Origin of the sequence: Streptomyces sp. NPDC093600 (assembly GCF_044764755.1) — a bacterium.
GTDB lineage: Bacteria > Actinomycetota > Actinomycetes > Streptomycetales > Streptomycetaceae > Streptomyces.
In genome coordinates this window covers 266051-290836 of record NZ_JBIWIU010000003.1, presented here as the reverse complement: position 1 = coordinate 290836, position 24786 = coordinate 266051, and the positions used below count along the sequence as shown (strand labels likewise).

Here is a 24786-nt window from a genome sequence, read left to right as displayed (position 1 = left end):
GGGCTCCTCCGGCGTACGGAAGGGGGACGGTGAGGGCCGGGCCCGCGCGAGGCGGTGGTCCGGCTCCTTACTTCTTCCGTGACCGGCTGGATTCGACGTGACCGTTCGGGGGCTCGCGGGTGTGGATGCGCTGAATGCTGTTCGGCGAGCGCCCGGCTATTCGGCGAGCGCCTGGGTGATCTGCTCGGAGGCGTGCTCCGCCGCCCGCTTCGCATCCTCGCCCTGGAGGACCGCCGTCATGTACGGCTTGATGGGGTTGGCGGCCTCGACGTCGGCCCACTGGGGGGAGTTGGGGGTGGCTCGGCCGCGCGCCGCGCCGACGGCCATGACGGCGGTGGCCTCCTGGCCCTCGACGACGGAGGAGAGCGACGTCTTGTTGGGGACGTAGTTCATGGCGCGGGCGAGTTCGGTCTGCCACTTCTCTCCCGCCAGGGCCTTCACGACGTCGATGGCGGCGGTCCGCTCGGGCGCGTTCTCGGGGATGATCAGGTCGGATCCGCCGGTGAAGACGGCACAGGGTTCACCGGCCTTCTTGCCGGGGATCGGGAAGAAGCCGAGCTTGCCCTTCAGCGCCGGGTTCGCCCGGGTGATGGCGGAGACGGCGCTGGGCGTGGCGATGATCTGGGCGACGTCCCCCTTGGCGAAGACCTCCGCCTGGGGCGGTGTCTGTTCGTCCGCGTTCTTGGGGCCCGAGCCGAGGGACTGCAGGTCCTTGTAGAAGTCCATGCCGCGCAGCGCCGCCGGGCTGTCCAGGGCGCCGGTCCAGTCGCCGCCCTTCTCCTCGGCCAGTTCGCCGCCCTCGTCCCAGATGAAGCCGGCCAGGGTGTACCAGTCCTGGCCCGCGAGGTAGATGCCCTGGGTGCCGTCGCGGTTGAGCTTCTCGGTGTCGTCGAGCCACTGGGCGCGGGTGGCGGGCGGCTGGGTGACGCCGGCGGCCGCGAAGAGGTCCTTGTGGTAGATCACGACCCGGTTGGCCGCGTACCAGGGGATGCCGTACTGGGAGCCCGCGATCCGGCCGGGTTCGGCGAGGCCGGGCAGCCACTCCTCGCTGCCGAGGTCCCGCACGGACTCCAGGGTCAGGTCGAAGAGCTTGTCGGTGTCCGCGTACTGGGCGACCTGGGTGTTGCCGACCTCGATGACGTCGGGGCCGCCGGGTCCCTGGATCGCCTCGGTGACCTTCTTGCCGATGCCGGTCCACTCCTGGAACGTGAACCGCAGCTTCACACCCGCGTGCTCGGCTTCGTACGCCGCGGTGAAACGCTTGAGGAAGTCCTCGCTGACGCTGTCCCGCATCAGCCAGACGCTCACCGTGCGGCTTTCGTCCCCGCCGGGCAGGAGCCCGCAGCCCGTGAGCGCGAGGGCGGTGGCGACGGCGAGAGGGCAGGCGAGAGGGCGGTTCTTCACGTAGGTCACCTTCTGCGTTCCATGGCATGGAGTGCGGCATGAGGAGCTGACCCGACGTGGGGGGAACGAACGGGGTGTTCGCGCGGGTATGTGGCCTGGATTCTGGTCTGGACCAACGGGGTGGTCAAGTCCTGGACGATTCCGTTCCGGAGGTGCACGGGGCTCGGCCCGGCCGCCCAGCGGGCGACGTGTCGCGGACCGGGGCGTGGTGGGGCACGGTGGAATGACCCCCATTGAGAGGAGTTCGGCCCCCATGTCGAACCACACCTACCGCGTCACCGAGATCGTCGGCACCTCCACGGAAGGCGTCGACCAGGCCATCCGCAACGGCATCGGCCGTGCCGCGCAGACGCTGCGGTCCCTCGACTGGTTCGAGGTGACGCAGGTCCGCGGCCACATCGTCGACGGGGAGATCGAGCACTTCCAGGTCGGTCTGAAGGTCGGCTTCCGCCTGGAGGACGGCGAGTGACGACGGCGGCGGCACCGGGCCCGGGCGACGGGCCCCGCGACGGGGAAAGCGCGGGGCTCGGGCGACGGGCCCCGCGGCGGCCGGCGACGACGCCTGCCGGTGCCGTCAGGTGCGGCCCTCCCTCTCCTGGGCGTCCTTCAGCTCCGCCGACGGCACCGCCCAGCGGGCCCGTACGACCGTGAAGCCCGCGGCCTCCGCCGCGTCGCAGACCAGGTCGTCGTCGTCGACGAGCATCCGGATCTCACGCTCCCGGCCGAGCCCGCGCAGGATCTCCAGCTTGGTCACCCGCGCCGGACGGCGGTCGGTGTCGCGCCGCATGTGGATCCGGCCCTCCGGCAGCCCCTGGGCGGTCAGCCACGCGACGGTGTCGCGGCGGCACCGCTCGGGGCGCCCGGTGAGATAGACGATCTCGCACTCCCGCGCCGCCTCCAGGCAGAACTCGACGCCCTTCGCGAGCGGCGGGTCGTCGGGCGCGGCGGCGAGGAAGCCGTCCCAGTCCCGGGGCCGCCGCTCCAGGAAGTGCTGGCGGTGGGCGGTGCCGGAGAGCGTGTTGTCGAGGTCGAAGACGGCCACTGGCCTGCTGATGCGCGTCACGTCGCCAGCCTAGGGAATCTCGGGAATCCTCGTGGCGCGAGGACGTTGAACCGGGCGTGACCTCTTCACTCGACGGCATCCGCTTCTCCGTGCTCGACCGCTCCCGCACCAGGGAGGGCGAGGATGGCGCTCAGGCGCTGCGCGACACCGTGCGCCTCGCCCGGGAGGCGGAGGGGCTCGGATATCACCGGTTCTGGGTCTCGGAGCACCACAGCGTGCCGGGCGTGGCGGGGTCGGCGCCGACCGTCCTGGCCGCAGCCGTGGCCGGCGCGACCTCGGCCATCCGGGTCGGTACGGGAGGGGTGATGCTCCCCAACCACCAGCCGATGGTCGTCGCCGAACAGTTCGGCGTCCTGGAAGCGCTGTTCCCCGGCCGGATCGACATGGGGCTCGGCCGCTCGGTCGGTTTCACCGACGGGATCCGGCGGGCTCTGGGGCGGGACAAGGAGGACGCCGAACGGTTCGGGGAGCAGCTGACCGAGCTCCTGGGCTGGTTCACGGGCACCCAGACCGCCCATCCCCAGGTGCACGCCCGCCCGGCGGAGGGCCTGAGGGTCCCGCCGTACGTCCTCGCGACCGGGGAAGGCGCCTCCCTCGCCGCCGAGGCGGGGCTGCCACTGGTCATCGGGGATCTGCGCGGCCGGGAGCGGCTGCTGACGGCGATCGACGCGTACCGGTCCGGTTTCCGCCCCTCCGCCTGGGCGCGGGAGCCGTACGTCGTCGTCGCGGGCACGGTCTCCGTGGCGGGGAGCGAGGAGGAGGCCCGGCGTCTGCTGGTTCCGGAGGCGTGGTCACTGGCGTACTCGCGCACGCGGGGCGTCTTCCCGCCGCTGATGCCCGCCGAGCGGATCGAGCGGCTGGCGATGACCGAGAAGCAGCGCGGCTTCTTCGAGTCGGGGCTGCGGGGCCATGTGTACGGCACGGAGGAGCAGGTCGCCGAGGCGCTGGAGCGGGTGGTGAAGGAGACCGGGGCGCAGGAGGTGCTGGTGACGACGAGTACGTACGACCGCGGGGCGCTGCTCGACTCGTACCGCCGGCTCGCCCGCGTCGCGGGCCTGAGCGGCGCGGACGCCTGATACCGGAGAACGTCCCGCCCGGAGCCCGAGTCCTCGTCACGCGCACGCGGCCGGCCGCGTGATGCGGGCGCGGAAGTGCCGTGTCGCGCACCTCGCGCCCGGACCGAAGAGATGAAGATGTGCTGTGCGTTTCCGCCGAATCCTGGCCACAGTGCTGCTCTTCCTGTCGATGCCGACGACGGCCCTGGCCGCCGCTCCGTCCCCGGGCGACCAGCACGGCACCGCGTCGCGGCCCAAGTCGTTCACGATCTCCGGCGTCGACCTCCATGACACGCAGATCGTCAAGTTCGGTCGCCGCTACTTCATGTACGGCAGCATGTACGGCTGCGGCTTCCAGTGGTACGTCCGCGGCACCAAGTGGTGCGGCTTCGGGGTCAGCACGGCCCGGAAGCCGCAGGGGCCCTGGAGCGAACCCCGGCTGCTGTTCTCCCCCACGTCCACCGATCCCTCGACGCTCCAGTCCTGGCAGGAGACGTGCGGCCGGACCGGTCAGGGCTGCTTCAACCCCCGCATGATCCGGCGGAAGGGCTGGGGCGAGGACGACGGCGCGTTCATCCTGTGGTTCAACGCGCCCCGCCAGTACTCGATGGGGGCTCGCAACGCCTACAACGCCATGGGCTGCAACGGTCCGGTGGGGCCGTGCGGTCCGGAGGCCGGGGCACCCTCGGGGTCGTACCGAAAGCCGGACCTCGACATCTGCCGGGGCAACGGCGACTTCGGTTTCATCGACTCGGCCACGCCGGGAGCCCGCCCGGCCGTCGTCTGCACCCGGGCCGGCACGGCGGCGCTCTCCCTCCAGGAGCTCGACCGGTGGGGCACCGGCGGCACTCCGGGCCGGGGGGTCGAGCGGATCGCCGGCATCAGCAGGGCGGAGGGGCCCGGCGGCTACTGGGACCCCGTCCACCGGCGGTACGTCCTGACCTACTCCGACCACGGCTGCGGCTACTGCGCCGGTACCCCCATCGGCTACGCAACGGCCCCGAGCCTCTACGAGGGCTGGTCGGCGCCGGGCAACGTCGGGTGGGGCGCCCCGGCGTTCGGCCGCCGCGCGTTCCACGCGAACTCGTGCGGCGGGCAGCCCCGCACCGTGACGGTCCTGGACGGCCGGCCCTGGCAGATCATCGACCTGTGGCTCGGGACCCGCAACGAGGCCGGGGCGGCCACCCACCTCGTACCGCTCAGCTACGCGCCGACGCCCGGCGTGCCCGGCGACGGGCAGGTCTGGCGGCCGCCCCTCACCCTGAAGTGCTGAGCCGGGCAGCGGCGGGTGACGCAGCGCGACTCAGCCGCGGACCTTCCGCCGTGCCCGCAGCCACTCCTTGTTCATCGCCGCGATCGAGGGCAGCGGGATGCCCTTCGGGCAGGCCGTCGCGCACTCCCCCGTCAGCGTGCAGCCGCCGAAGCCCTCCGCGTCCATCTGGGCCACCATGTCGAGGACCCGCGTCTCGCGCTCCGGCGCGCCCTGCGGGAGCACGTTCAGATGGTTGATCTTCGCCGAGGTGAAGAGCATCGCCGAGCCGTTGGGGCAGGCAGCCACGCACGCGCCGCAGCCGATGCATTCGGCGTGCTCGAAGGCGAAGTCGGCGTCCGCCTTCGGGACCGGCGTCGCGTGCGCCTCGGGGGCCGCGCCGGTGGGGGCGCTGATGTAGCCGCCGGCCTGGATCACGCGGTCGAAGGCGGAGCGGTCGACGACGAGGTCCTTGACGACCGGGAAGGCAGCGGCGCGCCAGGGTTCGATGTCGATCGTGTCGCCGTCGCGGAAGGACCGCATGTGGAGCTGGCAGGTGGTGGTGCGCTCGGGGCCGTGGGCCTCGCCGTCGATGACGAGGCTGCACGCGCCGCAGATGCCCTCGCGGCAGTCGTGGTCGAAGGCGACGGGGTCCTCGCCGCGGAGGATGAGCTCCTCGTTGAGGGTGTCGAGCATCTCCAGGAAGGACATGTCGGAGGAGATGCCGTCCACCTCGTAGGTGGCCATGGCGCCTTCGGCGCCGGCGTTCTTCTGGCGCCAGACGCGCAGGGTGAGCTTCATGCGTAGCTCCGCTGGGTGGGGTGGACGTACTCGAAGTCGAGGTGTTCCTTGTGCAGGACGGGGGCGTCGCCGGTGCCGGTGCCGTGCTCTCCGGGAGCCGCGGAGCCCCGGAACTCCCAGGCGGCGACGTACGAGAACTCCTCGTCGCGCCGGGCGGCCTCGCCGTCCGGGGTCTGGGACTCCTCGCGGAAGTGGCCGCCGCAGGACTCGGTCCGGTGCAGGGCGTCGAGGCACATCAGCTCGGCGAGCTCCAGGTAGTCGACGATCCGGTTGGCCTTCTCCAGCGACTGGTTGAACTCCTCGCCGGTGCCCGGGACCTTGATCCGGCGCCAGAACTCCTCGCGGAGGCGCGGAATGCGGTCGAGCGCCTTGCGCAGGCCCTCGTCCGTGCGGGCCATGCCGCAGAACTCCCACATGATCTCGCCCAGTTCGCGGTGGAAGGAGTCCGGCGTGCGGTCGCCGTCGACGGCGAGCAGGAGGTTGATCCGGTCCTCGGTCTCGGCCAGCACCTCCCGGACGACGGGGTGGTCGTCGTCGAGCGGCTCGCTCGACGGGTGGCGGGCCAGATAGTCGTTGATCGTGGACGGCAGGACGAAGTAACCGTCGGCGAGGCCCTGCATCAGCGCGGAGGCGCCGAGGCGGTTGGCCCCGTGGTCGGAGAAGTTGGCCTCGCCGATGGCGAACAGGCCCGGCACGGTGGTCTGCAGGTCGTAGTCGACCCAGAGTCCGCCCATCGTGTAGTGCACGGCGGGGTAGATCCGCATCGGCACCTCGTACGGGTTCTCGGCGGTGATCCGCTCGTACATGTCGAAGAGGTTGCCGTACTTCTCCTCGACGGCCTTGCGGCCCATCCGCCGGATGGCGTCGGCGAAGTCGAGGTAGACGCCCTGGCCGCCGGGGCCGACGCCGCGTCCCTCGTCGCAGACGTTCTTGGCTGCGCGGGAGGCGATGTCCCGGGGGACGAGGTTGCCGAAGGAGGGGTAGATCCGCTCCAGGTAATAGTCGCGCTCGTCCTCGGGGATCTCGGCGGCCGGCCGGGTGTCGCCCTTCGCCTTCGGTACCCAGATGCGGCCGTCGTTGCGCAGCGACTCGCTCATCAGCGTCAGCTTGGACTGGTGGTCGCCGGTGCGCGGGATGCAGGTGGGGTGGATCTGGGTGAAGCAGGGGTTGGCGAAGTACGCTCCGCGCCGGTGGGCCCGCCAGACGGCGGTGGCGTTGGAGTTCATGGCGTTGGTCGAGAGGTGGAAGACGTTGCCGTAGCCGCCGCTCGCCAGCACGACCGCGTCGGCGTAGTGGGTGGAGATCCGCCCGGTGACCAGGTCGCGGGCGACGATGCCGCGGGCCCGTCCGCCGACGACGATCAGGTCCAGCATCTCGGTACGGGCGTGCAGTTCGACGTTGCCCGCCGCGATCTGCCGGGACAGCGCCTGGTAGGCGCCGAGGAGGAGCTGCTGGCCCGTCTGGCCGCGGGCGTAGAAGGTGCGGGAGACCTGCACGCCGCCGAAGGAGCGGGTGTCGAGGAGTCCGCCGTACTCGCGGGCGAAGGGGACGCCCTGCGCGACGCACTGGTCGATGATCTCGACGGAGATCTGGGCGAGGCGGTGGACGTTGGACTCGCGGGCGCGGAAGTCGCCGCCCTTGACGGTGTCGTAGAAGAGGCGGTGGATGGAGTCGCCGTCGTTGCGGTAGTTCTTGGCGGCGTTGATGCCGCCCTGGGCGGCGATGGAGTGGGCGCGGCGCGGGGAGTCCGGGTAGCAGAACTGGACGACGTGGTAGCCCTGTTCGGCGAGGGTGGCGCCGGCGGAGCCGCCGGCGAGGCCGGTGCCGACGACGATGACGGTGTGCTTGCGCCGGTTGGCGGGGTTGACCAGCTTCGCCTGGAAGCGGCGGGTGTCCCAGCGCTCGGCGATGGGTCCGGCGGGGGCCTTCTCGTCGGCGAGGGGGGCGCCGGTCTCGTAGTCGAGGAAGCTCATGTCAGCTCACCACTCCGGTCATGACGGCGACGGGTACGGAGACGAAGCCCAGGGTCAGGGCGAGGGCGAGCCCGTTGGCGAGCAGCCTCAGGGCCCGTTCGCGGCGCGCGTTGCCGACGCCGAGGGTCTGGGCGGCGCTCCAGAAGCCGTGGCGGACGTGCAGGCCGACGGCGAGCATGGCGACGATGTAGATCACGTTGCCGTACCAGGTGGAGAAGGTGTCGACGACGTTCTGGTACGGCCGGCCCTCCTGGAAGCCGCCCGGGTGCGCGGTGCCGGTGGTCAGGTCGAGGATGTGCCAGACGATGAAGAGGGCGACGATGACGCCGCCCCAGCGCATGGTGCGGGTGGCGTAGCTCGCCTTCTTCCGCCGGTGCGCGTAGGCGGTGGGGCGGGCCCTGATGTCGCGCCGGCTGAGCTGGTAGGCGGAGACGGCGTGGGCGAGGACGGCGGCGAGGAGCACGATCCGTACGAGCCACAGCGCCCAGGAGTGGTGCAGGACGGGGGCGCCCATGGTGCGCAGCCAGTGGCCGTACGCGTTGAACTCCTCGGGGCCGAAGAAGACCTTGAGGTTGCCCATCACATGGGCGACGAGATAGCCGAGCATGAGCAGGCCGCTGACGGCCATGACCGTCTTCTTGCCGAGGGTCGATCCCCAGAAGCCGCGCGAGCGCGTCGGGGACGGTGGTCGGCCGGTCCCCCGGTCCGTCGTCTTCGTTGCCAGAGCCATGCCAGTGACGCTAGGCCCGGAAGGGGTGAGAGGTCCAAGACATGGTCCGGCTGATCTCGATAGGCTGTGCCTATGCAGTTCCAGCAGCTTCTCTACTTCGTGGCCGTGGCCGAGACCCGTCACTTCACCCGGGCCGCGGAGCGGGTGCACGTCTCGCAGCCGTCGCTGTCCCAGCAGATCAAGGCGCTGGAGCAGGAGCTCGGGGCGGAGCTGTTCAGCCGGGCACGGGGGAACATCGCGCTGACGGACGCGGGTGAGGCGCTGCTGCCGCTGGCCCGGCGGATCCTCGCCGACACGGACACGGCCCGGCAGGAGGTGCAGGAGCTGGCGCAGCTCAGGCGCGGGCGGGTGCGGCTCGGCGCGACGCCGAGTCTGTGCACGGGACTGCTGCCGGACGTGCTGCGCGCCTTCCACGATCTGCACCCGGGAATCCGTCTGCTGATCGAGGAGGGCGGCTCGCACGATCTCGTACGGGAGCTGGCGCGCGGCGCGCTCGATCTGGCGCTGGTGGTGCTGCCGCTGCCGAGTCCGTCACCGGCGCTGACGACGGTGGAGCTGCTGCGGGAGGACCTGGTGGTGGTGTCGAGCGCGGCGGCCCCGGCCCCGCGGCGGCCGGTGCGGATCGCGGATCTGCGCGACCAGCCGCTGGTGATGTTCCGGCACGGCTACGACCTGCGGGAGCTGACGGTGGCCGCGTGCCGGGCGGAGGGCTTCGAGCCGTCGTTCACGGTGGAGGGAGGCGAGATGGACGCGGTGCTCGGCTTCGTACGGGCGGGCCTGGGGGTCGCGGTGGTGCCGGCCATGGTGGCGGCGCGGGCGGGCCGCGACCTGCGGGTCACGGCCCTGGCCCGCCCGGGCCTGCGGCGCACGATCGCGCTCGCGCACCGCAGTGACGTGGCCCCGCCCCGTGCGGCCCGCGAGCTCCAGAGACTGCTGCTGCGCTCGACGTGACGGCCCCCGGTGCGCTCCGCACCGGGACGCTGCACCGCGTCCGCCCCCGGTGCGGACACGGCGCCGGAGCGCCGCGTTGGTGCGGCACAGCGGCGGGGCGCCAGGGCCCGCGAGCCCGGCATGATCCGGACGAGAGGCCCTACACCGCGTCCGCCAGGACCAGGGAGTGGATCCGGTCCGGGGCCCCCGGCCTGGCGTAGTACCAGCCCTGGGCCGTGTCACAGCCGAGTTCCCGCAGCTGCTGCGCCTGGGCGCCCGTCTCCACGCCCTCGACCGTCACCGCCAGCTCCAGGCTGTGCGCCAGCGAGACGATGCCTTCGACGATCTTGAGGTCGACCGGGTCCGCCGGATGCTGCTGCATGCCCCGGGTGAAGGAGCGGTCCAGCTTCAGGACGCTGACCGGCAGTCGGCGCAGGTTGGCGAGGTTGGAGTAGCCCGTGCCGAAGTCGTCGAGCGCGATGTCCACGCCCATCTCGGCGAGCTGCCGCAGCGGCTTGAGCAGGTCGTCGTCGGCGCCGATCAGCGCCGACTCGGTGACCTCCAGGCAGAGCGCCCCCGGCTCAAGGCCGGAGCGTTCCAGGACGTCGACGGTGTCGGCGACCAGCCGCGGGTGGTGCAGCTGGGTCGGCGAGAGGTTGACGTTGATCCGCAGCGGCCCCCCGTCGGAGTGCCGGGTCTGCCAGAACCGGGCCTGGCGTACCGCCTCCTGGAGCACCCAGCGGCCGAGCGGCACGATGAGGCCGGTGTTCTCGGCGAGCGGGATGAACCGGTCGGGCCCGAGCACGCCGTGCTGCGGGTGGCACCACCGTACGAGGGCCTCCGCGCCGTGCACGCTGCCGTCGCCGAGGTGGACGAGCGGCTGGTACTCGATGAAGAACTCGCCGCGCTCCAGCGCGGCCGGCAGCGCGGTGGTCAGGCCGTGCCGGGTGATGGCGCGGGCGTCGGCCTCGGCGTCGGCGAACTCGAAGCGGTTGCCGCCCGCCGACTTGGCGCGGTACATCGTGATGTCGGCGCTGCGCAGCACCTCGGCGGGGGTCCGCTCCCCGGCCGGTCCCTCGACGACGCCGACGCTTCCGCGCACGGTCAGTTCGCGGCCGTCGATCCGGACGGGGGTGGCGAGCGCCGCGAGGATACGGTTCGCCAGCTCCACGACGCCCCGTTCGGTGCCGGCGCCCGTCGTGAGGGCGACGAACTCGTCGCCGCCGAGCCGGGCCACCATCTCGCCGGGCGCGGTCGCGCAGCTCTGCAGCCGGTCGGCGACCTCGACGAGCAGCCGGTCGCCGGCCGAATGGCCGAGGCTGTCGTTGATGGCCTTGAAGCCGTCGAGGTCGAGGTAGCAGAGCCCGAAGCGGGCGCCGTCGGACGGTGCGAGCGCCTTCTCCAGGCGCTCGAAGAACAGGGTCCTGTTGGGCAGTCCGGTCAGTGCGTCATGGGTGGCCTCGTAGCGCAGCCGCAGGTTGAGCAGCCGCCGCTCGGTGGTGTCCTCCATCAGCGCGAGCTGGTACTGCGGGAACCCCTCGGCGTCCCGCAGCAGCGAGACGGTGAGGTTGGTCCACAGGACGGTGCCGTCGCCGCGGTAGTACGGCTTCTCGACCCGGTAGTGCTCGCGTTCGCCGCGCACGAGCTCGTCGTAGAGCCGCCAGACGTGCGGGCCGTCCTCGGGGTGGCCCCATTCGCTGATGTTGCGGCTGCGGACGTGGTGCTCCAGGCCGCCGAACATCCGGGTGAGGGTCTCGTTGACCTCCAGGACGTTGCCGTCGAGGTCGGCGATGCCGATGCCGATCGCGGCGCCGTCGAAGACGGCCCGGAAGCGGCTCTCGGTGGCGTGCAGGGCGACTTCGGCGGCGCTGCGGGCGGAGAGCGCGGAGCGGGCGATGGCCTCCTGCTCGGCGAGTGTCCGCTCGCGCAGGGCCTGGGCGAACCCGGCGGCCATCGCGTGCTGCAGCCGGGCGCAGCGGGCCCGCAGCTCCTCGCCGGGCGTGTCCCGCGCGGTGCCGCAGTAGAGCACGAGGTAGGAGTCGACGACGCCGAGGGTACGGCTGAGGGCGTCCGGGTCCGTGCAGTGGGCGGCCACCAGGCCCGCGCCCGCGCGGTGGGCGGGGGCGGTGTCGAAGGGTCTGCCGTGCAGCGCGGCGCTCAGGGAGCGGGCCAGGGGCAGCAGATGGCCCTCGAACTCGGCGCGGGTCAGCGAGGTGGCGGTGACCGGGAAGATGGCCCGGCTCCAGATGGTCACGAACCGCCTGAGTCTGTCCTCGACGTCGTCCGGTTCCGCGCCGGAACCGGACGGCTGAGACTGCGGCTTCACGCCTTGCGCCCCACCCCTGCGAAGCCCGAGAAGGCGTACGGATCCTCCTGGTCGACCGGGCCGTCGGGGCGCCAGTCGGGCATGAACACGAGGCCGGGTTCGACCATCTCGTACCCGTCGAAGAAGCGCTGGACCTCCTCGCGGGTCCGCATCACCAGGGGGTTGCGGATGTCCCGGTAGACGCCGACCGCTCCGCCGACCCGCTCCTGGGGCAGGGGGATGCCTTCGTAGCCGGCATGGCAGATGATCAGGAGGCTGCCGGGGGCGAGTGCCTCGCCGAGTTCGGCGACGGCCTGCTGGGGTTCGTCCGCGTCCTCCACGAAGTGGAGGACGGACACCAGGAGCAGGGCCACCGGCCGGTCGAGGTCGAGGAGCCGGCCGACCTCGGGGCTGTTGAGGATCTCCCGCGGCTTGCGCAGGTCGGCGGCGACGACGGCGGAGCGGTCGTCGCCCGCCAGGACGGCCTCGCTGTGGGCGACGGCGACCGGGTCGTGGTCGACGTAGACCACGCGGGCGTCGGGGCTGGCGGCCTGGGCGACCTCGTGGACGTTGCCGAAGGTCGGTATGCCGGAGCCGATGTCGAGGAACTGGGTGACGCCCTGTTGGACGGCGAACCGTACGGCGCGGCGCATGAACGCCCGGTTCGCCTGCATGACCTTGGGCAGGCCGGGCACGAACTCCATGGCTTTGCGGGCCGCTTCGCGGTCCACTTCGAAATTGTGCGAGCCGCCCAGATAGAAGTCGTACATACGGGACACGCTCGGCACCGAAATATCGATACCCGGCGGAGCCCAGGCGGGACGCTCCATCAATGTCTCCAACAAGTCGCCACGGGGGTGCGGCCATGTGTTCGCGGCCGGTGTTCGAGCCGAGGCTACTGATCGCCCGCCGAGAGAGCGAGGGGAAACGGAAATTCGCGGTCCGTTCTTGGTCACACGCCATTGGCACGTGCGAGCGGAACGAAGACTTCACGCCTTGGGACCGTGCATATTCACGTGCATGTGGACGTGCGTCGGGCCCGCCGTCACGGGAGGTGTGACGGCGGGCCCGGGCGGCCGGAGCGCGGCGGGGGGGACCTATCGGGGCGCTCCGACCAGCTTCCCCTCGGGTGACACGGCGTACCAGGTGCCGCCCACACCTTGGCCGTTGGTGTCCCCGGGCTTCTCGTCGCCGGCGAAGGTGTAGAGGGGCCAGCAGTCGATGGTCTGCTGCTTGACGCCGTCCGGGCGGCTGAAGGTGACGAAGCCCTTGCGGGTGACGCCCTCGATGCTGTTCTTGTCCACGGGGGCGACAACCGGCCACTTCTTCAGACAGGGTCCCGTACAGGCCGTCTTCATCGGCCAGGCGGAATCCTTGGTGAAGCGATAAACCGTCATTCCGCGCGAATCCACCACGACGTCACCGAGCTTGGGATCCTTTCGCACCGAGAGCCCGGCGGCGGCCTTAGCGGAATCATCTCCTCCGTCGGTCTCCGCGGCGGTACCGGAATCATCTCCTCCGCCAGTCTCGGCGGCCGGCGCGGCCTTCTTTCCGTCGGGAGCGGCCGCGAACCAGGTGCCACCGACACCTTGGCCGTTGAGGTCTCCGGGCTGTATGTCCTTGGCGTACCGGTACATCGGCCAGCCGTCGAGCGTGAGCTGCTTGGAGCCGTCGGCGCGGGTCACCTCGCCGAGCAGCGACGGGTCCACGCCGGCGGGCGGCTTGGCACCCTCCGGGCTGACCACGGGCCACGCCACCGCGCAGTCGCCCTCGCAGGTGGCCCGGGGCGGGCTCGCGGAGTCCTTGTCGAAGCGGTAGAGGGTGAAACCCTTGCTGTCGGTGACCACCTTGCCGAGCCGCTTGGTGTCCGAGGCGACGAGCTGCCCGGCGGGCGCGGCCGCACCCGCTCCCGCACCGGCGGAGGAGTCGCTGCCGGATCCGTAACCCCCCGAGGCGTATCCGCCGGAGGCGTAGCCGTTCTCCGCGGGCGCCCCGGCAGGGTTCGCGGCCCCTGCGGGGGCGTTACCGATCGACTGGCCGCCCTGCTCCTGACCGCACGCCGTCGTCAGCGCCAGAACGGCCGCCGCCGTCAGCGCGAGTGCCGTGTTCCGCCAGGTCCTCATGTCAACTCCCCTTGCCTCATGACTTGTCGGAGTGGCGTCGGGCGCCGTCCCCGGCATTGGATACGGGGCGCGGGCGCCGGGTGCTCAAGAGGCGGCGAAGAATCTTCCGCCGGAAGGTCAAACCGGCGCCCTTCGAGAACCCCTCCATCCGGGGAATCCGGGCGGTTTCCCGCACGTTCCGCCGGTTTTGTGATCATGCTCGTCGGCGTGTCTCCGTACGGATCGATCCTCGCGCGGCCCATGGCGGCCGCCGCGCTGCTGTGGCTCCTGGCCACCGCGCCGCCCGCCGCCGCCGATGCCTGCGCCTACGCCGTGACCGGGCCCGGCGGCTCGAACGCCTCGGTCGCGGTCGCCGGGCCGGGCGCGTGCTCACCCACCCCCAGCCCGCCCACACCCACCCCGCCCGAGCCGACGCCTCCCGCGCCCAGCCCGACACCGACTCCCCCGCCACCGGAGCCGACACCACCGGAACCGACACCACCGCGGCCGGAGCCCTCGCCTCCCGTACCAGCGGACCCACCGCCCCCGCCGAAGCCGGCGCCGACGCCACCCCCGGCTCGGGCACCGATGCCTCCCCCGGCGGCGCCCGCCCCGGCGCCCGCGCCGACGCCGACGCCGACGCCCTCGCTGCGGCCTCGGCCGCCCGCCCCGGCGCCCGTCGCCCTGCCCGCCTACCGCCCCGCCCCGCGGCCCGAACCCGAGGGCGGCCCCTCGCTCGTGTCCATGTCGCTGCTGGTCCTCGCCCCGGCGGTACTCGCGACCGCGATCCTGCGTCCCCGCTCCCGCTGAGCCCCGCCGAAGGAAGCCCACCGTGTCCGAATGGCTCGTCCTCACCATCGCGATGGCCGCCGCCTGCGCCGTCGTCCTCGCCATCGTCGTCATCAACAACCGGAGGATCCCCGACGACGACGATCCCACCGAGACCCCCGACGTCATGGAGTACATGACGATGATGATCGGCGTGGTGTACGCGATCGTGCTGGGTCTCGCCATCGCCGGCGTCTGGGAGGCCCGCAGCGCCGCCCAGGAGACCGTGCGCCAGGAGGCCCAGGCGCTGCACGAGGTCTCGGAACGGGTAGAGGTGTACCCGGCCGACGTCCGCGCCCGGATCCGCGCCGACGTCGACGCGTACGTCGCCTTCGTCGTCGACGAGGAGTGGCGCCACATGTCCGAGCACGGCGAACTCAGCGAGAAGGGCACCGAACTGCTCCAGCAGGTCCGCCGGAGCGTCACCGACTACCAGCCGGCGAACGACCACGAGGGGCAGGCGTACCAGCCGCTGGTGGACCAGGTCGCGGCGGCGGACGACGCCCGGGGCGCCCGGGGCCAGAGCGCGGGCGCGACCATGCCGGGCGTGGTCTGGTTCGGCCTGATCACCGGGGCCCTGGTGACGGTCGGGCTGATCTTCACCCTGCAGATCCGGCGCACCGGGCGCGAGCTGCTCCTCGCGGGCCTGTTCAGCGCGCTCATCGCGTTCCTGCTCTTCCTGATCTGGGACTTCGACGCGCCCTTCGGACGCGGGATGTCGGCGACGGCCACACCGTTCACCGACCTCTTCCCGGAGCTGAGCGGCTGAGCGAGCGGCCGCGGACGGCGGCGAGCGGGGCCGGACGGGGCGCTTCCTGAGCCGAACGGTGGACATCCATGCCCCATTCGCCCGCCTGGGATCGCGGCTGTGGTAGTGCGCTCCTAGCGTTGCGGGCGTCGAGGTGCATTTCCTTCCCTTTCGCGGAAACCGCTTCCGCGGCTGCTCCTCGAGGACCCGGAGGACACACCATGCGCGCGATACGTGCCGCGTCCACTGCCCTGCTGGGGGCGGCCGCCCTCGCCCTGGCCGCTCCCCTCGCCTCGGCGGCGGACGGCGCCCCCGCCCCTGCCCAGAACGCGCCCCGAGCCAAGGCTCCGGGCGACTTCGTCGTCTCCCCCTCGCTCGTGGCGCCCGGTGGCCGGGTGACGCTCACCGCTCCCGGCTGCCGCAGCACGGCCACCGCCTCCGCGGGCATCTTCGACACCGTGACCATCCCGCCCGGAGCCTCGGCCACCGCCGTGGTGGACTGGGATGCCAAGCGGGGTGCCGTCTACACGGTCTCGTTCAACTGCACCGGCGGCGTCCAGGACACCGTGACCCTGACCATCAGCGGCACCCATGCGCCCCCGACCCCGACGACCGGCTCGACCGTCCTGACCCCCCCGCGCGGTGTGCAGGGCGGCCTCGGCGGCTCGACGGGCGGGGTCGACACGGTCACCCTGGCGGCCGGTGCCGGACTGGTCGCCGTCGCGGCCACCGGTCTGGTCTACGTGGTGGTGCGACGCCGGTCCGGCCTCGACCGGCCCCGGCGCCACTGACGGCGGGGACCGGTGTCCTCCACCGGAACCCGCCGCCCCCGCCCGCGGTCGCACGCCCCACCCGAACGCACAGGCCCCACCCCACAAGCCCGTCGCCCCCGAGTCCTGGACCATCAGGAGTCGGGGGCGACCGGCGTGCGCGGCCGACCGGGAGGTTCGGCCGGTCAGACGCCCGCGCCGCTCAGACGGCGCCGGCGGGCGATGAACAGACCGCCGCCGAGCGCGGCCGCGGCGACGAGCGAACCGCCGACGGCCATCTCCGTGGAGCTCGGCGTGAGCGAGCCGCCGATACCACCCTGCGCGCCCTGGCCGGCCAGGACGACGAACTCCTGGGTGAGCACGCGGTTGCTGTCGTTGCAGTGGACGGTCAGCTTGTGCTTGCCCGGCGTGGCGTTGTTGTGGATGCGGGCGACGGCGCTGGAGACCCCGTTGGAGTTCGCGGAGAGGGTGGTCGTCGGGAAGGCGGCGGACGTGACCGTCCCGCCGTGGCAGCCCCTGACGGTGATCGTGATGGTCGACCCCTGGTGGACCGCGAAGGGCGTGACGGTGACGCTCTTGGAATCGCCTCCCCGCTGGGTGCCGAGGGAGCCGACGGTGACACTGCTGGGACCGTTCGTGGCGGCGGCGAGAGGGGCCGCGAGCCCGACCGCCGCCATCGCGGTGGCGGCCACCGCCAGAGTGCGTGCAGCACGCATGGTTGAACCTCCAGTGGAAGACGCCCCAAAGCGGTGCCCCGGGAAATTCGACGAGTACGTCTTCCATGACGAACCATCACAACTACGGACGATCACCGCATCTCGGCACTGGTCCACCCCGGTGAGGCGACACGCCGGGCAGGAAGCCGGTGAACCTGACGGAGCCGCAGGTCACAGTCCGTCAGCACGCTTATCTGATGATTACTCGGATGGGTCATCGTTCTCGTCACCCGCCCCGCCCTGAGGTACGACTGATCTCCCGGCGCCACCGGACGGCCACCGCACGGCCGCCACGCCCCTCGCCACCCGTTCGCCTTTCCCTGATCGCCGGTCCGGCCCGCCACCCTTACCGTTCTGACGACGCCACGAAGGGAGAACCATGAGCCCCAAGGACTTCAGCGTCTTTGAGCGCAGAAGACGCCAACCGTGGGGCGTCCTGGCTCTCGTCATGCTGTCCGGCCTGGCGATGATGCGCAACGGAGTCGATGTCGAGCTGGGCCCGCCGCAGCCCGCGGCCGCCGCCGCTCCCGACACCCACCCGAGCGGGGTGCCCTCGCTCGCCACGGGCCTGGAGCCGCTGCCGTTCGCCCAGGCCTCGCGGGTGAAGATCCCGTCCATCAGGGTCGCGGCACCCATCATGGAGGTGGGCCTCGACGAGAACGGCTGGATCGCGGCGCCGCCCCCCGAGGACTCCAACCTGGCCGGCTGGTACCAGAACGGCATCGCGCCGGGGCAGCGCGGAACGGCCGTCGTCGTCGGCCATGTCGACAACGCGACGGGCCCGGCGGTCTTCTACTCCCTGGGATCACTGAACAAGGGCGAGCACATCGAGGTGGAGCGGTACGACGGCCGGGTCGCCGTCTTCGAGATCTACGGCGTCGAGGTGTACTCCAAGCACAACTTCCCCGGCGTCCAGGTCTACGGCGACACCGGGGAGCCCGAGCTCAGGGTCATCACCTGCGGCGGCGGCTACTCACGGGCCCACGGCTACGACGGCAACGTCGTCGTCTACGCCCGCATGGTCGGCTCTCGCTGAGCCGCGCGGAACAGGCCCCCGGCACGGCGCCGGGGGCCTCCGTCGTACGCGCTCAGCGGCGGGGCACGGTGATGCTGTAGCCGGCGTCGAGCAGCTCGGGCAGATAGCGCTTGAGGGCGGCCACGCTCTGCGAGCGGTCGCCTCCCGCGTCGTGCGAGAGGACCACCACACCCGGGGCGGCCCCGTCCAGGACCCGGCGCACGATGCTGTTCGTGCCCGGTTCCTGCCAGTCGAGGGTGTCCACGGTCCAGGCGAGCGGCTCCATGCCGAGCTCGGCGCCGATCTCGAAGGAGTGCCGGTTCCAGGCGCCGAAGGGGGCGCGGTACCACAGGGGCGCCGTCCCGAGGGTCCGCTCGATGATGTCGCTGGTGGAGCCGAGTTCGTCCCGGATGCGGGAGGGACGCAGCTTGGGGATGAGCGGATGGGACCAGGAGTGGTTGCCGACGACATGCCCGTCCGCCGCCATCTCCCGTAGCAGGTCCTGGTTCTCGACGGCCATCTCCCCGCAGACGAAGAACATCGCCCGGCAACCGTGGCGGCGCAGGGTGGCGAGGATCTCCGGGGTGTAGCGGGGGTCGGGTCCGTCGTCGAAGGTCAGCACCATCGAACGGCCGACGCCGGACATCCTCAGGAAGGGCCGCTGCCGGACGGGCGGCACCGCCCTGCGGAAGGCCGGCGGCGCGTACGCGGTCATCGGCTGGAGCCGGTACGAGGAGGGCTTGAGCCGGGCACTCGCCTGGGCGCCCGGCGCCGGTCCCCCGGCCGGGGCGGCGACGGGGTCGGGAGGCGCGCCCTTCGGCCGTACGGGCGTGGCGGCGTGCTCCGCCGCGAAGACTCCCACGGTGGCTGTGGCCCCCAGGGCGGCGGCGATGCGCAGCACCGCACGACGCCCGCTGGGCATCTGATCCTTTTTCATGACCAATGACTCGCATGGGCGAAGGGCGGCGCCCCGCGTCCACACCGGCCGTCCGCCCGAAAACACCCGATGAGCCGAACCGGCCTACTCCCCCATCAGCAGACCGTCCGCGGCCGCGCCCCTGCTGAGGACGACATCGCGGATGGTGTCGCGTACGGCGGTCTGGCCGCCGCCCTCCTCGATGGCCGCGTTGAGGTTGACCACCCGGCCCCGGGAGGTGTCGAACCACTGGGGGATGAACTCCGCCTTGGCCACCTCCCATCGGCCGCCGGGCGAGGCGGGCGGGGTGAAGGTGAAGCGTCCGAGGGTGCCCTGGTTGCCTCGGGGATCGAAGGCGCCCTGATAGTTGATCATGTCCCCGGCGATCTGATCGCCCATGCCGTAGACGATCCAGACGCCGTTGACCTTCTCGTACGCCTGCGGCACATGGGCATGGGTGCCGAGGATGAGGTCGATGTCGGGGCGGCCCGCGGTTCGCGAGGCGGTGAGAGATCTGCCGAGGGCCAGCTGGCGGTCGTCCGGGGCGGTCTGCCACTCGGTGCCCCAGTGCAGGCTGACGACGACCACGTCGGCGCCGGCCTTCCGGGCCGCCCGAGCGTCGGCGACGATCTTCTCCTCGTCGATCAGGTTCACCGCCCACGGCTGCCCCTCGGGCAGCGGGAAGCCGTTGGTGCCGTAGGTGTAGGCGAGTTGGGCGACGGTCGCGCCGCCCGCCTTCAGGAGGGTGGGCCGGGCCGCCTCCTCCGCGGTACGGGCCGAACCGGCGTGCCGCACCCCCGCCAGGTCGAGGGCGTCGAGGGTGCGTGCGAGGCCGGCGGCGCCGTCGTCCAGGGTGTGGTTGGAGGCGGTGGAGCAGGAGTCGTACCCGGTGTCCTTGAGGGCAGCGGCGATCTCGGGCGGTGACTTGAAGGCGGGGTAGCCGGTGTAGGGGCCGCCCTCCTTCCCGTACACCGTCTCCATGTGGCAGATCGCCAGGTCGGCGCCCGAGACGACGGGCTTGACCCCGGAGAGCATCGGGCGGAAGTCGTAGCCCCGGCCGCCCGCGTCCGCGGCGGCCTGGCGGATGATCGAGTCGTGGGGCAGGACGTCGCCGGAGGCGACGAGGGTGAAGCCGGTGCGCGCCGAGGCCGCACCGGCGGCCGCCGAGGGGGCGGTCGGTGCGACGGGAGCGGCGGGGCGTGCGGAGTCCTGCCCGGCGGGCGGCGCTCCGGAGGTGCGGGCGGCACCGGCACAGCCGGTCGCCGCGGTGAGCAGGACGGTGGCGACGGCCACCGCCCCTTGTCTCGTGCGCTGGGTCATCTGCCGGACTCCGCCGTTCATCGGACGAACATCTGTCCTGATGAATTCACAGCGGATATAAGCCTCAGTCAAGGAACAAAGCCGATTATCACACCAAACCCCGCTGAAACGGACGCAGGACCTCCCAGCGACCGTTCACCGCACCATTCGCCGCTCGGTGCGACCGCTCGCCGCACGGACGTGTGCGTTCCCTGTCGTTCGCCGCTCGCATGCGTTCGTATACGCCACGAGAACAGGGAGCCGCAGGAGAGGTGTGAAGCATGACAACGGCGACGACCGACGAACGCGCCCTGGCGGCGCTCCAGCGCGACCACGGCCAGGCCCTCCTCGGTTTTCTGCTCGGCCTGACCTACGGCGACCGGCAGCGGGCGGAGGACCTTGCGCAGGAGACGCTCGTACGGGCCTGGCTCCACCCGGAGGCGTTCGACGGACCCTACGAGTCGATGCGGCCGTGGCTCTTCACCGTGGCCCGGCGCCTGGCCATCGACGCCCGGCGCTCCCGCCTCGCCCGGCCCGCCGAGATCGGGGACGGGATGCTCGCCGCCACGCCCGACCCGGCGGACGTCACCGAGTCGGCGGTCGCCGCGCTCGACGTACGGGCGGCCGTCGAGGGGCTGAGCCCGGAGCACCGCGCGGTCCTGGTCCGGCTCTACTTCCACGGTCTCACCGTCAACGAGGCCGCCGCCGACCTCGGCATACCGGCCGGGACGGTGAAGTCCCGTTCGCACTACGCGCTGCGCCAGCTCGGCCGCCGGCTGCCGGGATACCGGCCCGGGCGTGCGGGCGTTGCCCGGCCGAGGACCGTGGCAGCACAATGACCGCGTGACGCTGACTCTCGCAAGCGCGGAAAAGGTTCTCGCCGACAACTTCGCCCCCTGGGTGCTCGATCTGGGGCTCTCGGTGGTCTCCCTGGACGGAGCCGAGGCGGTCCTCAGGCTCCCCTGGTCCGACCGGCTGGCCCGCGAGGGCGGCGGTCTGTCCGGTCAGGCGCTGATGGCCGCCGCCGACACCGCGACGGTGATCGCCGTCGCGGCGGCACGCGGCGGATTCGTGCCCATGACGACGGTGCAGCAGTCGATCACCTTCCAGCGGGCGGTGCTCGGCAGGGACGTCCTGGTACGGGCGCGGCTGACCAAGACCGGGAAGCGGATGGCGTTCGCGGACATCGCGATGACGGCCGAGGGGACGAGCGAGACCGCCGCCCACGCGACGGCGGTGTACGCGCTGCTCGGCTGAGGGCCCCGGCGCGGTTCTCGTCGCTCCCGCCCGAGATCGTCGTGCGGTTCCCCATCCGCCCCGGACGTCTTCCCCCGCATCACCGCTCCCACCGGCACCGATGCGTCGGAGGAACGTATCCGAAACCACACGGGCGAGTTGAGTAAAGAGCGACCCACACGCGTCCTCTTCGGTGGAGGCTCGTCCTCAGTTCCCGGCGTCCTGGGGTCCTGGGGGCCTCGACCGACACGTCCGAAGAAGGTGGAAGCGTTGCTGCCCGAGAGCACGAACGGCACCAGCGGGGGCGGACTGGCCGTCCCGATGGCCTGGTTGTGTGCCGAGTTCACAGCCGGTGATCTGCTCCGCGCGGGCTGTCTCGTCGCGCCCGGCTCACTGGAGTACCGAGCCGGGCAGCGGACGCTGGCCCTCACGATCCACCTCTGCGAAGGACCGGGCGCCCGGTCCCTGGCCGGCACGGCGGGCCGGCTCGACGAGTGGATCGCGCGGACCGCGTACGACCACCCCTGGGACCGGTGGGTGCGCGAGCGGCTCGCCGCCCGGGCCGGCGCGGGCGACGACGGCCCCGATCTGGCCCTGGCCCGCGAGACCTGGCGGCAGCTGGAGGCGACCCAGATCCGCGCGGCCGATCTGGGCGGTCCGATGCCGTCGGCGCCCGGGTTCCCGGTCGACGAGTCGGCCCAGGTGTGGATCCCCGCCTGGCAGGTGGGCCTGCCGCTCGGCCACCTGGCGCTCCACCTCTACTGACCCCGCAGGGGCTGGTCATATTGGCCCGCAAAAAACCAGCGAGGGACTTGAGCCCGAAACTTCAGGCGCAGGACATGGGTACTCCAGCGTCTGCCCCCAGGTAGAACAGGAGTGGTGCGAGCACGAAAGGGATCAGTGAGCAAGAGCGGGCTACGCCTGAATGCCGCATCGACCCCGGCGGGTTGGGACATGCTGGGGGTGCGCTCACGCGCTCAACTTCGACGCAGGGGGCCAGTCGGTGTTACGCATTCACTTCACGGCCGAGGACCTCGCCCGGACCCGGGTGGCCGCAACGATCGGCGTAGCAGCCGAGGTCTACTACAGCCTGGAGCTGCTGAGGGAGAACCGGGAGCTTCCTCACCTCCGCACGTGGCGGTCAGCGGTCGCGGGCCGGATGGGAGCGGACACGCGCCCCCTGACGTGCCTGGTTCCGGTGCGCGGTCCAGGGCTTGATCTGCTGGCCCTGATGGGCGATGTGCCCTCTTTGGACCACGCCGTGGACAACCTGCTGCACGCGCCGGTGTCCCGGCTGCGACGCGAGCTTGAGGGTCTCGACTTCCACCCCCAGCACCTGCCATGGGCCAGGCAGGTGTCCGAGGGCGACCGCGAGGCGCGACAGCAGCTCGCCGAGGCCGTGCGCGCCTGCCATCGACTGACCGTGGAGCCCTACTGGCCTCAAGGGCGGTCCGAGCTGGTCGCGCTGACCACCCGCTGCGCGAATCTGATGTTGGAGGGCGGCATCGATCTGCTGCTGCGTTCGATCTGCGCACCGCTGGTCCGCTGGCGTCCACCGGTGCTCGAAGCTCCCTACCCCCGCAGAGTTGAGGCGCGTCTCCAGGGCAGGGGGCTGATCATCACGCCCACGGTCTTCTCGAAACACCCGGTGAGCTTTCTGTGGGACCCGCTCGACCCCTCCCAGCCTCCCCGACTGACCGTGCCGGCTCTGCGCCGGTCGCTGACCGGCAGCGAACCGGCAGAAGCCGACGGCTCCGCAGTGCGGGACCTGGAGTCTTTGCTCGGCCGCACGCGAGCCGCCGCCCTGCGTGTGACAGCGGAAGGCTGCACGACGAGCGAACTGGCCCGCCGCCTCAACGTCACGGCCGCAGCGGCCAGTCAGCACGCGAGAGTGCTGCGGAACACGGACCTCATCACCACCAGCCGCCGAGGCGGGTCCGTACTGCATTTCATCACCCCCCTCGGGCTTGCCCTGCTGCGGGCCGGCGCTCTGAGGGAACCGTGAAACCCCGGGGGTGCCGCCGCGCCGGGTTCATGGGCGCCGCGCCGCCCTGTACGGCTCCACCGGATAATGGCGGCCAGGTGCGCGAGGCGCCGTGCCGGACGTCTCACCCCCTTTAAGCCGTGACTTAAGAGGTAGGCCGCAGGCGGTCCACCCGCCCAGGATGTGAAGCCGCAACCGGCTCACCCAACCTGGAGATCGCATGAGGACTCATCTCGCCGCCGCCCTCGGTTCCGCCGTGCTCATCGGGGGCACGTTGCTGGGGGCTCCCGCCGCCGGCGCACAGACCGCCGCCGGCCTGCCCACCCCCTTCCACGTCGCCGTCGGGAACACATGGACGAAGGGCACGGTCACCTGGTACAACCGATCGATCGAGGTGACGGGGACGCACAAGTCGGTGAGCACGGCCGGTGAGGCGTACTGCCGGCGCACCTGGGCGTACACCTACGACGCCCACGAAAACAAGATCGGCTCGGCCGGCTCCGTCCTTTCCGAGACGGCGTGCGGCAACACCAAGAGCTACCGCTTCAGCGTGCCGGCCGACGTCGTCGGAGGAGCCGCATTCGTACGCGTCTGCCTCGACGACGGCAATCTCAAGGACCTGCTCTGCACTACTCCCCTTCGCCGGAGCTGACCCACCGCTTCGCAGATGCCCGGAACCCGCGCCTGGTGAGGCTTGCGCGGCCCCGCAGGCGGGCCTTTCGTCGGTGCAGGCTGACGAACGTACCGCCACCGGCGACGAGCAGCCCGGCCGCACCCGCGGCGACCGCCGCGGTGCTGTCGTTCGTGCCGGTCTCCGCGAGCGCCTTGCCGCCGTTGTTCCTCATGGTCTTGTCGATCCAGCCTTTATAGGCGGGGGCGCTGCTGTAGAGGCCGGGCCCGCCCGTGCACGGCATGTCCGGAACGCCGGGGCCCGAGGTGACGCCGATCAGCTCCCACTTGCCGTCCCGGCCCTTCCGGACCTGCGGCCCGCCGGAGTCCCCGAAGCACGCCATGGCCCTGGGCACGGTCGAGATCGTGCACAGCCGGGTCCGGTCCGCGTACCCGGGCGCGCACTCGGACTCGGCGCCCCTTCGGGTGTCCAGCTCCTGGAGCCGGTTCGGGAACTGGAACTTCCCGTCGACGGTGGTGCCGAAACCGATGAGGCGGGTGGGCGTGCCCGGCTTCCCCGGCTTCTTCGCGATCTCGATGGGCTGCTCGCCGACCGGTTTGTCGAGCCTGATCAGCGCGACGTCGTCCTTGTTGGCGGCCTTGTTGTCGCCGTTCACGTAGCCGGGGTGGACGAAGATCCGGTCGATCTTCCGGACCGTACCGCCGGACTTCCGCTGGTCGCTGCCGACACGGACGATGCCGTCCAGCTTCATGCCCTCCATCTTCACGCAGTGCGCCGCAGTCAGGACCCACTGCGGGTCGATGAGGGAGGCTCCGCAGTTGCCGTCGATCAGCCCGTGCTCCGGCGCGGATTCCGGGATCACCGCCATGAAGGGGTACCGCTCGGTGGAGTCGGAGCCGTTGACGATGGCGTTGGCGCTGCCGACGGTGAGTGTGGCACAGGCCGCGGCGGCGAGGACGGTGGCGGCGACGGTGCGGGTGGCGCGGCGGCTGAACACGGGGGGTCCTTTTGCTCGGGGGATCCGTACCGAG

The 24786-nt window shown here is 71.8% G+C and carries 25 protein-coding genes; 13 read left to right on the top strand and 12 right to left on the bottom strand.

The window, feature by feature from the left end:
* Positions 1-156: 156 nt before the first annotated feature.
* Complete coding sequence (locus tag ACIRB4_RS11250; protein WP_403289969.1) at positions 157-1404, bottom strand: extracellular solute-binding protein; 1248 nt, start codon at positions 1402-1404, stop codon at positions 157-159.
* A 253-nt stretch (positions 1405-1657) separates the two neighbouring features.
* On the opposite strand from ACIRB4_RS11250, the gene ACIRB4_RS11245 reads away from it, so the two are divergent.
* Positions 1658-1873: a dodecin gene (locus tag ACIRB4_RS11245; RefSeq protein WP_403289968.1), complete on the top strand. Its 216-nt coding sequence runs from the start codon at positions 1658-1660 to the stop codon at positions 1871-1873.
* 105 nt (positions 1874-1978) lie between these two features.
* Here the strand turns inward: ACIRB4_RS11245 and ACIRB4_RS11240 are convergent, their stop codons facing one another.
* Positions 1979-2467 carry a hypothetical protein gene (locus tag ACIRB4_RS11240; RefSeq protein WP_403289967.1) on the bottom strand — a complete coding sequence of 163 codons (489 nt, stop codon included), beginning with the start codon at positions 2465-2467 and terminating at the stop codon, positions 1979-1981.
* Positions 2468-2523: 56 nt separating this feature from the next.
* Between ACIRB4_RS11240 and ACIRB4_RS11235 the strand changes: the two genes are divergently transcribed.
* Together ACIRB4_RS11235 and ACIRB4_RS11230 are read left to right on the top strand one after the other, a co-directional pair.
* Positions 2524-3543 carry an LLM class flavin-dependent oxidoreductase gene (locus ACIRB4_RS11235; protein ID WP_403289966.1) on the top strand — a complete coding sequence of 340 codons (1020 nt, stop codon included), beginning with the start codon at positions 2524-2526 and terminating at the stop codon, positions 3541-3543.
* Between the two features lie 124 nt (positions 3544-3667).
* A complete protein-coding gene (locus ACIRB4_RS11230; protein ID WP_403289965.1) occupies positions 3668-4795 on the top strand; it encodes a hypothetical protein in 1128 nt (375 codons plus the stop codon).
* Between the two features lie 30 nt (positions 4796-4825).
* Here ACIRB4_RS11230 and ACIRB4_RS11225 read toward each other — a convergent pair whose 3' ends face one another.
* Genes ACIRB4_RS11225 through ACIRB4_RS11215 form a run of 3 tightly spaced genes read right to left on the bottom strand, consistent with a single transcriptional unit; the run spans position 4826 to position 8275 of the window.
* On the bottom strand, positions 4826-5572 hold the full coding sequence (locus tag ACIRB4_RS11225) for a succinate dehydrogenase/fumarate reductase iron-sulfur subunit (RefSeq protein ID WP_403289964.1): 747 nt from the start codon (positions 5570-5572) through the stop codon (positions 4826-4828).
* The gene (locus ACIRB4_RS11220) at positions 5569-7545 is read right to left on the bottom strand and encodes a fumarate reductase/succinate dehydrogenase flavoprotein subunit (protein ID WP_403289963.1); all 1977 of its coding nucleotides are present in this window, start codon (positions 7543-7545) and stop codon (positions 5569-5571) included. The genes ACIRB4_RS11225 and ACIRB4_RS11220 overlap by 4 nt, the downstream gene beginning before the upstream one ends.
* Before the next feature lies 1 nt (position 7546).
* Positions 7547-8275 (bottom strand): succinate dehydrogenase, encoded by a 729-nt coding sequence (locus ACIRB4_RS11215; protein WP_403289962.1) that lies wholly within the window; start codon positions 8273-8275, stop codon positions 7547-7549.
* Positions 8276-8347: 72 nt separating this feature from the next.
* Here ACIRB4_RS11215 and ACIRB4_RS11210 point away from each other — a divergent pair, with 72 nt between their 5' ends.
* Positions 8348-9226: a LysR family transcriptional regulator gene (locus tag ACIRB4_RS11210; RefSeq protein ID WP_403289961.1), complete on the top strand. Its 879-nt coding sequence runs from the start codon at positions 8348-8350 to the stop codon at positions 9224-9226.
* Positions 9227-9365: 139 nt separating this feature from the next.
* Here ACIRB4_RS11210 and ACIRB4_RS11205 read toward each other — a convergent pair whose 3' ends face one another.
* The 3 genes from ACIRB4_RS11205 to ACIRB4_RS11195 form a co-directional block, all read right to left on the bottom strand.
* Positions 9366-11531 carry a putative bifunctional diguanylate cyclase/phosphodiesterase gene (locus tag ACIRB4_RS11205; protein WP_403289960.1) on the bottom strand — a complete coding sequence of 722 codons (2166 nt, stop codon included), beginning with the start codon at positions 11529-11531 and terminating at the stop codon, positions 9366-9368.
* The gene (locus tag ACIRB4_RS11200) at positions 11528-12340 is read right to left on the bottom strand and encodes an SAM-dependent methyltransferase (RefSeq protein WP_403289959.1); all 813 of its coding nucleotides are present in this window, start codon (positions 12338-12340) and stop codon (positions 11528-11530) included. The genes ACIRB4_RS11205 and ACIRB4_RS11200 overlap by 4 nt, the downstream gene beginning before the upstream one ends.
* A 267-nt stretch (positions 12341-12607) precedes the next feature.
* Entirely contained in the window at positions 12608-13633 is a 1026-nt protein-coding gene (locus tag ACIRB4_RS11195) for an SCO0930 family lipoprotein (RefSeq protein ID WP_403289958.1), read from the bottom strand.
* 207 nt (positions 13634-13840) lie between these two features.
* On the opposite strand from ACIRB4_RS11195, the gene ACIRB4_RS11190 reads away from it, so the two are divergent.
* The 3 genes from ACIRB4_RS11190 (at position 13841) to ACIRB4_RS11180 (ending at position 15979) form a co-directional block, all read left to right on the top strand.
* Positions 13841-14422 (top strand): hypothetical protein, encoded by a 582-nt coding sequence (locus ACIRB4_RS11190; protein ID WP_403289957.1) that lies wholly within the window; start codon positions 13841-13843, stop codon positions 14420-14422.
* A 22-nt stretch (positions 14423-14444) separates the two neighbouring features.
* Entirely contained in the window at positions 14445-15209 is a 765-nt protein-coding gene (locus ACIRB4_RS11185; protein ID WP_403289956.1) for a DUF4239 domain-containing protein, read from the top strand.
* A 200-nt stretch (positions 15210-15409) separates the two neighbouring features.
* Positions 15410-15979 (top strand): hypothetical protein, encoded by a 570-nt coding sequence (locus ACIRB4_RS11180; RefSeq protein WP_403289955.1) that lies wholly within the window; start codon positions 15410-15412, stop codon positions 15977-15979.
* Positions 15980-16143: 164 nt separating this feature from the next.
* On the opposite strand, the gene ACIRB4_RS11175 is transcribed toward ACIRB4_RS11180, so the two are convergent.
* Complete coding sequence (locus tag ACIRB4_RS11175; RefSeq protein WP_403289954.1) at positions 16144-16674, bottom strand: hypothetical protein; 531 nt, start codon at positions 16672-16674, stop codon at positions 16144-16146.
* 379 nt (positions 16675-17053) lie between these two features.
* On the opposite strand from ACIRB4_RS11175, the gene ACIRB4_RS11170 reads away from it, so the two are divergent.
* Complete coding sequence (locus tag ACIRB4_RS11170) at positions 17054-17710, top strand: class F sortase (protein WP_403289953.1); 657 nt, start codon at positions 17054-17056, stop codon at positions 17708-17710.
* 52 nt (positions 17711-17762) lie between these two features.
* On the opposite strand, the gene ACIRB4_RS11165 is transcribed toward ACIRB4_RS11170, so the two are convergent.
* Positions 17763-18611: a polysaccharide deacetylase family protein gene (locus tag ACIRB4_RS11165; protein WP_403289952.1), complete on the bottom strand. Its 849-nt coding sequence runs from the start codon at positions 18609-18611 to the stop codon at positions 17763-17765.
* A 99-nt stretch (positions 18612-18710) separates the two neighbouring features.
* Positions 18711-19925, bottom strand: coding sequence for a CapA family protein (locus tag ACIRB4_RS11160; protein WP_403289951.1), 1215 nt, complete (start codon positions 19923-19925; stop codon positions 18711-18713).
* Between the two features lie 260 nt (positions 19926-20185).
* Here ACIRB4_RS11160 and ACIRB4_RS11155 point away from each other — a divergent pair, with 260 nt between their 5' ends.
* The 5 genes from ACIRB4_RS11155 to ACIRB4_RS11135 all read left to right on the top strand — a co-directional run bounded on the left by ACIRB4_RS11155 (position 20186) and on the right by ACIRB4_RS11135 (position 23776).
* Positions 20186-20743 carry a sigma-70 family RNA polymerase sigma factor gene (locus ACIRB4_RS11155; protein ID WP_403289950.1) on the top strand — a complete coding sequence of 186 codons (558 nt, stop codon included), beginning with the start codon at positions 20186-20188 and terminating at the stop codon, positions 20741-20743.
* Positions 20744-20747: 4 nt separating this feature from the next.
* Positions 20748-21161, top strand: coding sequence for a PaaI family thioesterase (locus ACIRB4_RS11150; protein ID WP_403289949.1), 414 nt, complete (start codon positions 20748-20750; stop codon positions 21159-21161).
* 249 nt (positions 21162-21410) lie between these two features.
* On the top strand, positions 21411-21905 hold the full coding sequence (locus ACIRB4_RS11145) for a hypothetical protein (protein ID WP_403289948.1): 495 nt from the start codon (positions 21411-21413) through the stop codon (positions 21903-21905).
* A 238-nt stretch (positions 21906-22143) separates the two neighbouring features.
* A complete protein-coding gene (locus ACIRB4_RS11140) occupies positions 22144-23145 on the top strand; it encodes an ArsR/SmtB family transcription factor (protein WP_403289947.1) in 1002 nt (333 codons plus the stop codon).
* A gap of 199 nt (positions 23146-23344) precedes the next feature.
* Entirely contained in the window at positions 23345-23776 is a 432-nt protein-coding gene (locus ACIRB4_RS11135) for a hypothetical protein (protein ID WP_403289946.1), read from the top strand.
* Here the strand turns inward: ACIRB4_RS11135 and ACIRB4_RS11130 are convergent.
* Positions 23754-24752 carry a S1 family peptidase gene (locus tag ACIRB4_RS11130; protein WP_403289945.1) on the bottom strand — a complete coding sequence of 333 codons (999 nt, stop codon included), beginning with the start codon at positions 24750-24752 and terminating at the stop codon, positions 23754-23756. The two genes, ACIRB4_RS11135 and ACIRB4_RS11130, sit on opposite strands and share 23 nt — an antisense overlap.
* Positions 24753-24786: the final 34 nt, after the last annotated feature.

Bases quoted from the DNA above. Each gene is read 5' to 3' on its own strand.
- ACIRB4_RS11245 (WP_403289968.1), top strand. From the start codon at position 1,658: ATGTCGAACCACACCTACCGCGTCACCGAGATCGTCGGCACCTCCACG.
- ACIRB4_RS11225 (WP_403289964.1), bottom strand. From the start codon at position 5,572: ATGAAGCTCACCCTGCGCGTCTGGCGCCAGAAGAACGCCGGCGCCGAA.
- ACIRB4_RS11220 (WP_403289963.1), bottom strand. From the start codon at position 7,545: ATGAGCTTCCTCGACTACGAGACCGGCGCCCCCCTCGCCGACGAGAAG.
- ACIRB4_RS11215 (WP_403289962.1), bottom strand. From the start codon at position 8,275: ATGGCTCTGGCAACGAAGACGACGGACCGGGGGACCGGCCGACCACCG.
- ACIRB4_RS11210 (WP_403289961.1), top strand. From the start codon at position 8,348: ATGCAGTTCCAGCAGCTTCTCTACTTCGTGGCCGTGGCCGAGACCCGT.
- ACIRB4_RS11200 (WP_403289959.1), bottom strand. From the start codon at position 12,340: ATGGAGCGTCCCGCCTGGGCTCCGCCGGGTATCGATATTTCGGTGCCG.
- ACIRB4_RS11195 (WP_403289958.1), bottom strand. From the start codon at position 13,633: ATGAGGACCTGGCGGAACACGGCACTCGCGCTGACGGCGGCGGCCGTT.
- ACIRB4_RS11180 (WP_403289955.1), top strand. From the start codon at position 15,410: ATGCGCGCGATACGTGCCGCGTCCACTGCCCTGCTGGGGGCGGCCGCC.
- ACIRB4_RS11175 (WP_403289954.1), bottom strand. From the start codon at position 16,674: ATGCGTGCTGCACGCACTCTGGCGGTGGCCGCCACCGCGATGGCGGCG.
- ACIRB4_RS11170 (WP_403289953.1), top strand. From the start codon at position 17,054: ATGAGCCCCAAGGACTTCAGCGTCTTTGAGCGCAGAAGACGCCAACCG.
- ACIRB4_RS11165 (WP_403289952.1), bottom strand. From the start codon at position 18,611: ATGCCCAGCGGGCGTCGTGCGGTGCTGCGCATCGCCGCCGCCCTGGGG.
- ACIRB4_RS11160 (WP_403289951.1), bottom strand. From the start codon at position 19,925: ATGACCCAGCGCACGAGACAAGGGGCGGTGGCCGTCGCCACCGTCCTG.
- ACIRB4_RS11155 (WP_403289950.1), top strand. From the start codon at position 20,186: ATGACAACGGCGACGACCGACGAACGCGCCCTGGCGGCGCTCCAGCGC.
- ACIRB4_RS11135 (WP_403289946.1), top strand. From the start codon at position 23,345: ATGAGGACTCATCTCGCCGCCGCCCTCGGTTCCGCCGTGCTCATCGGG.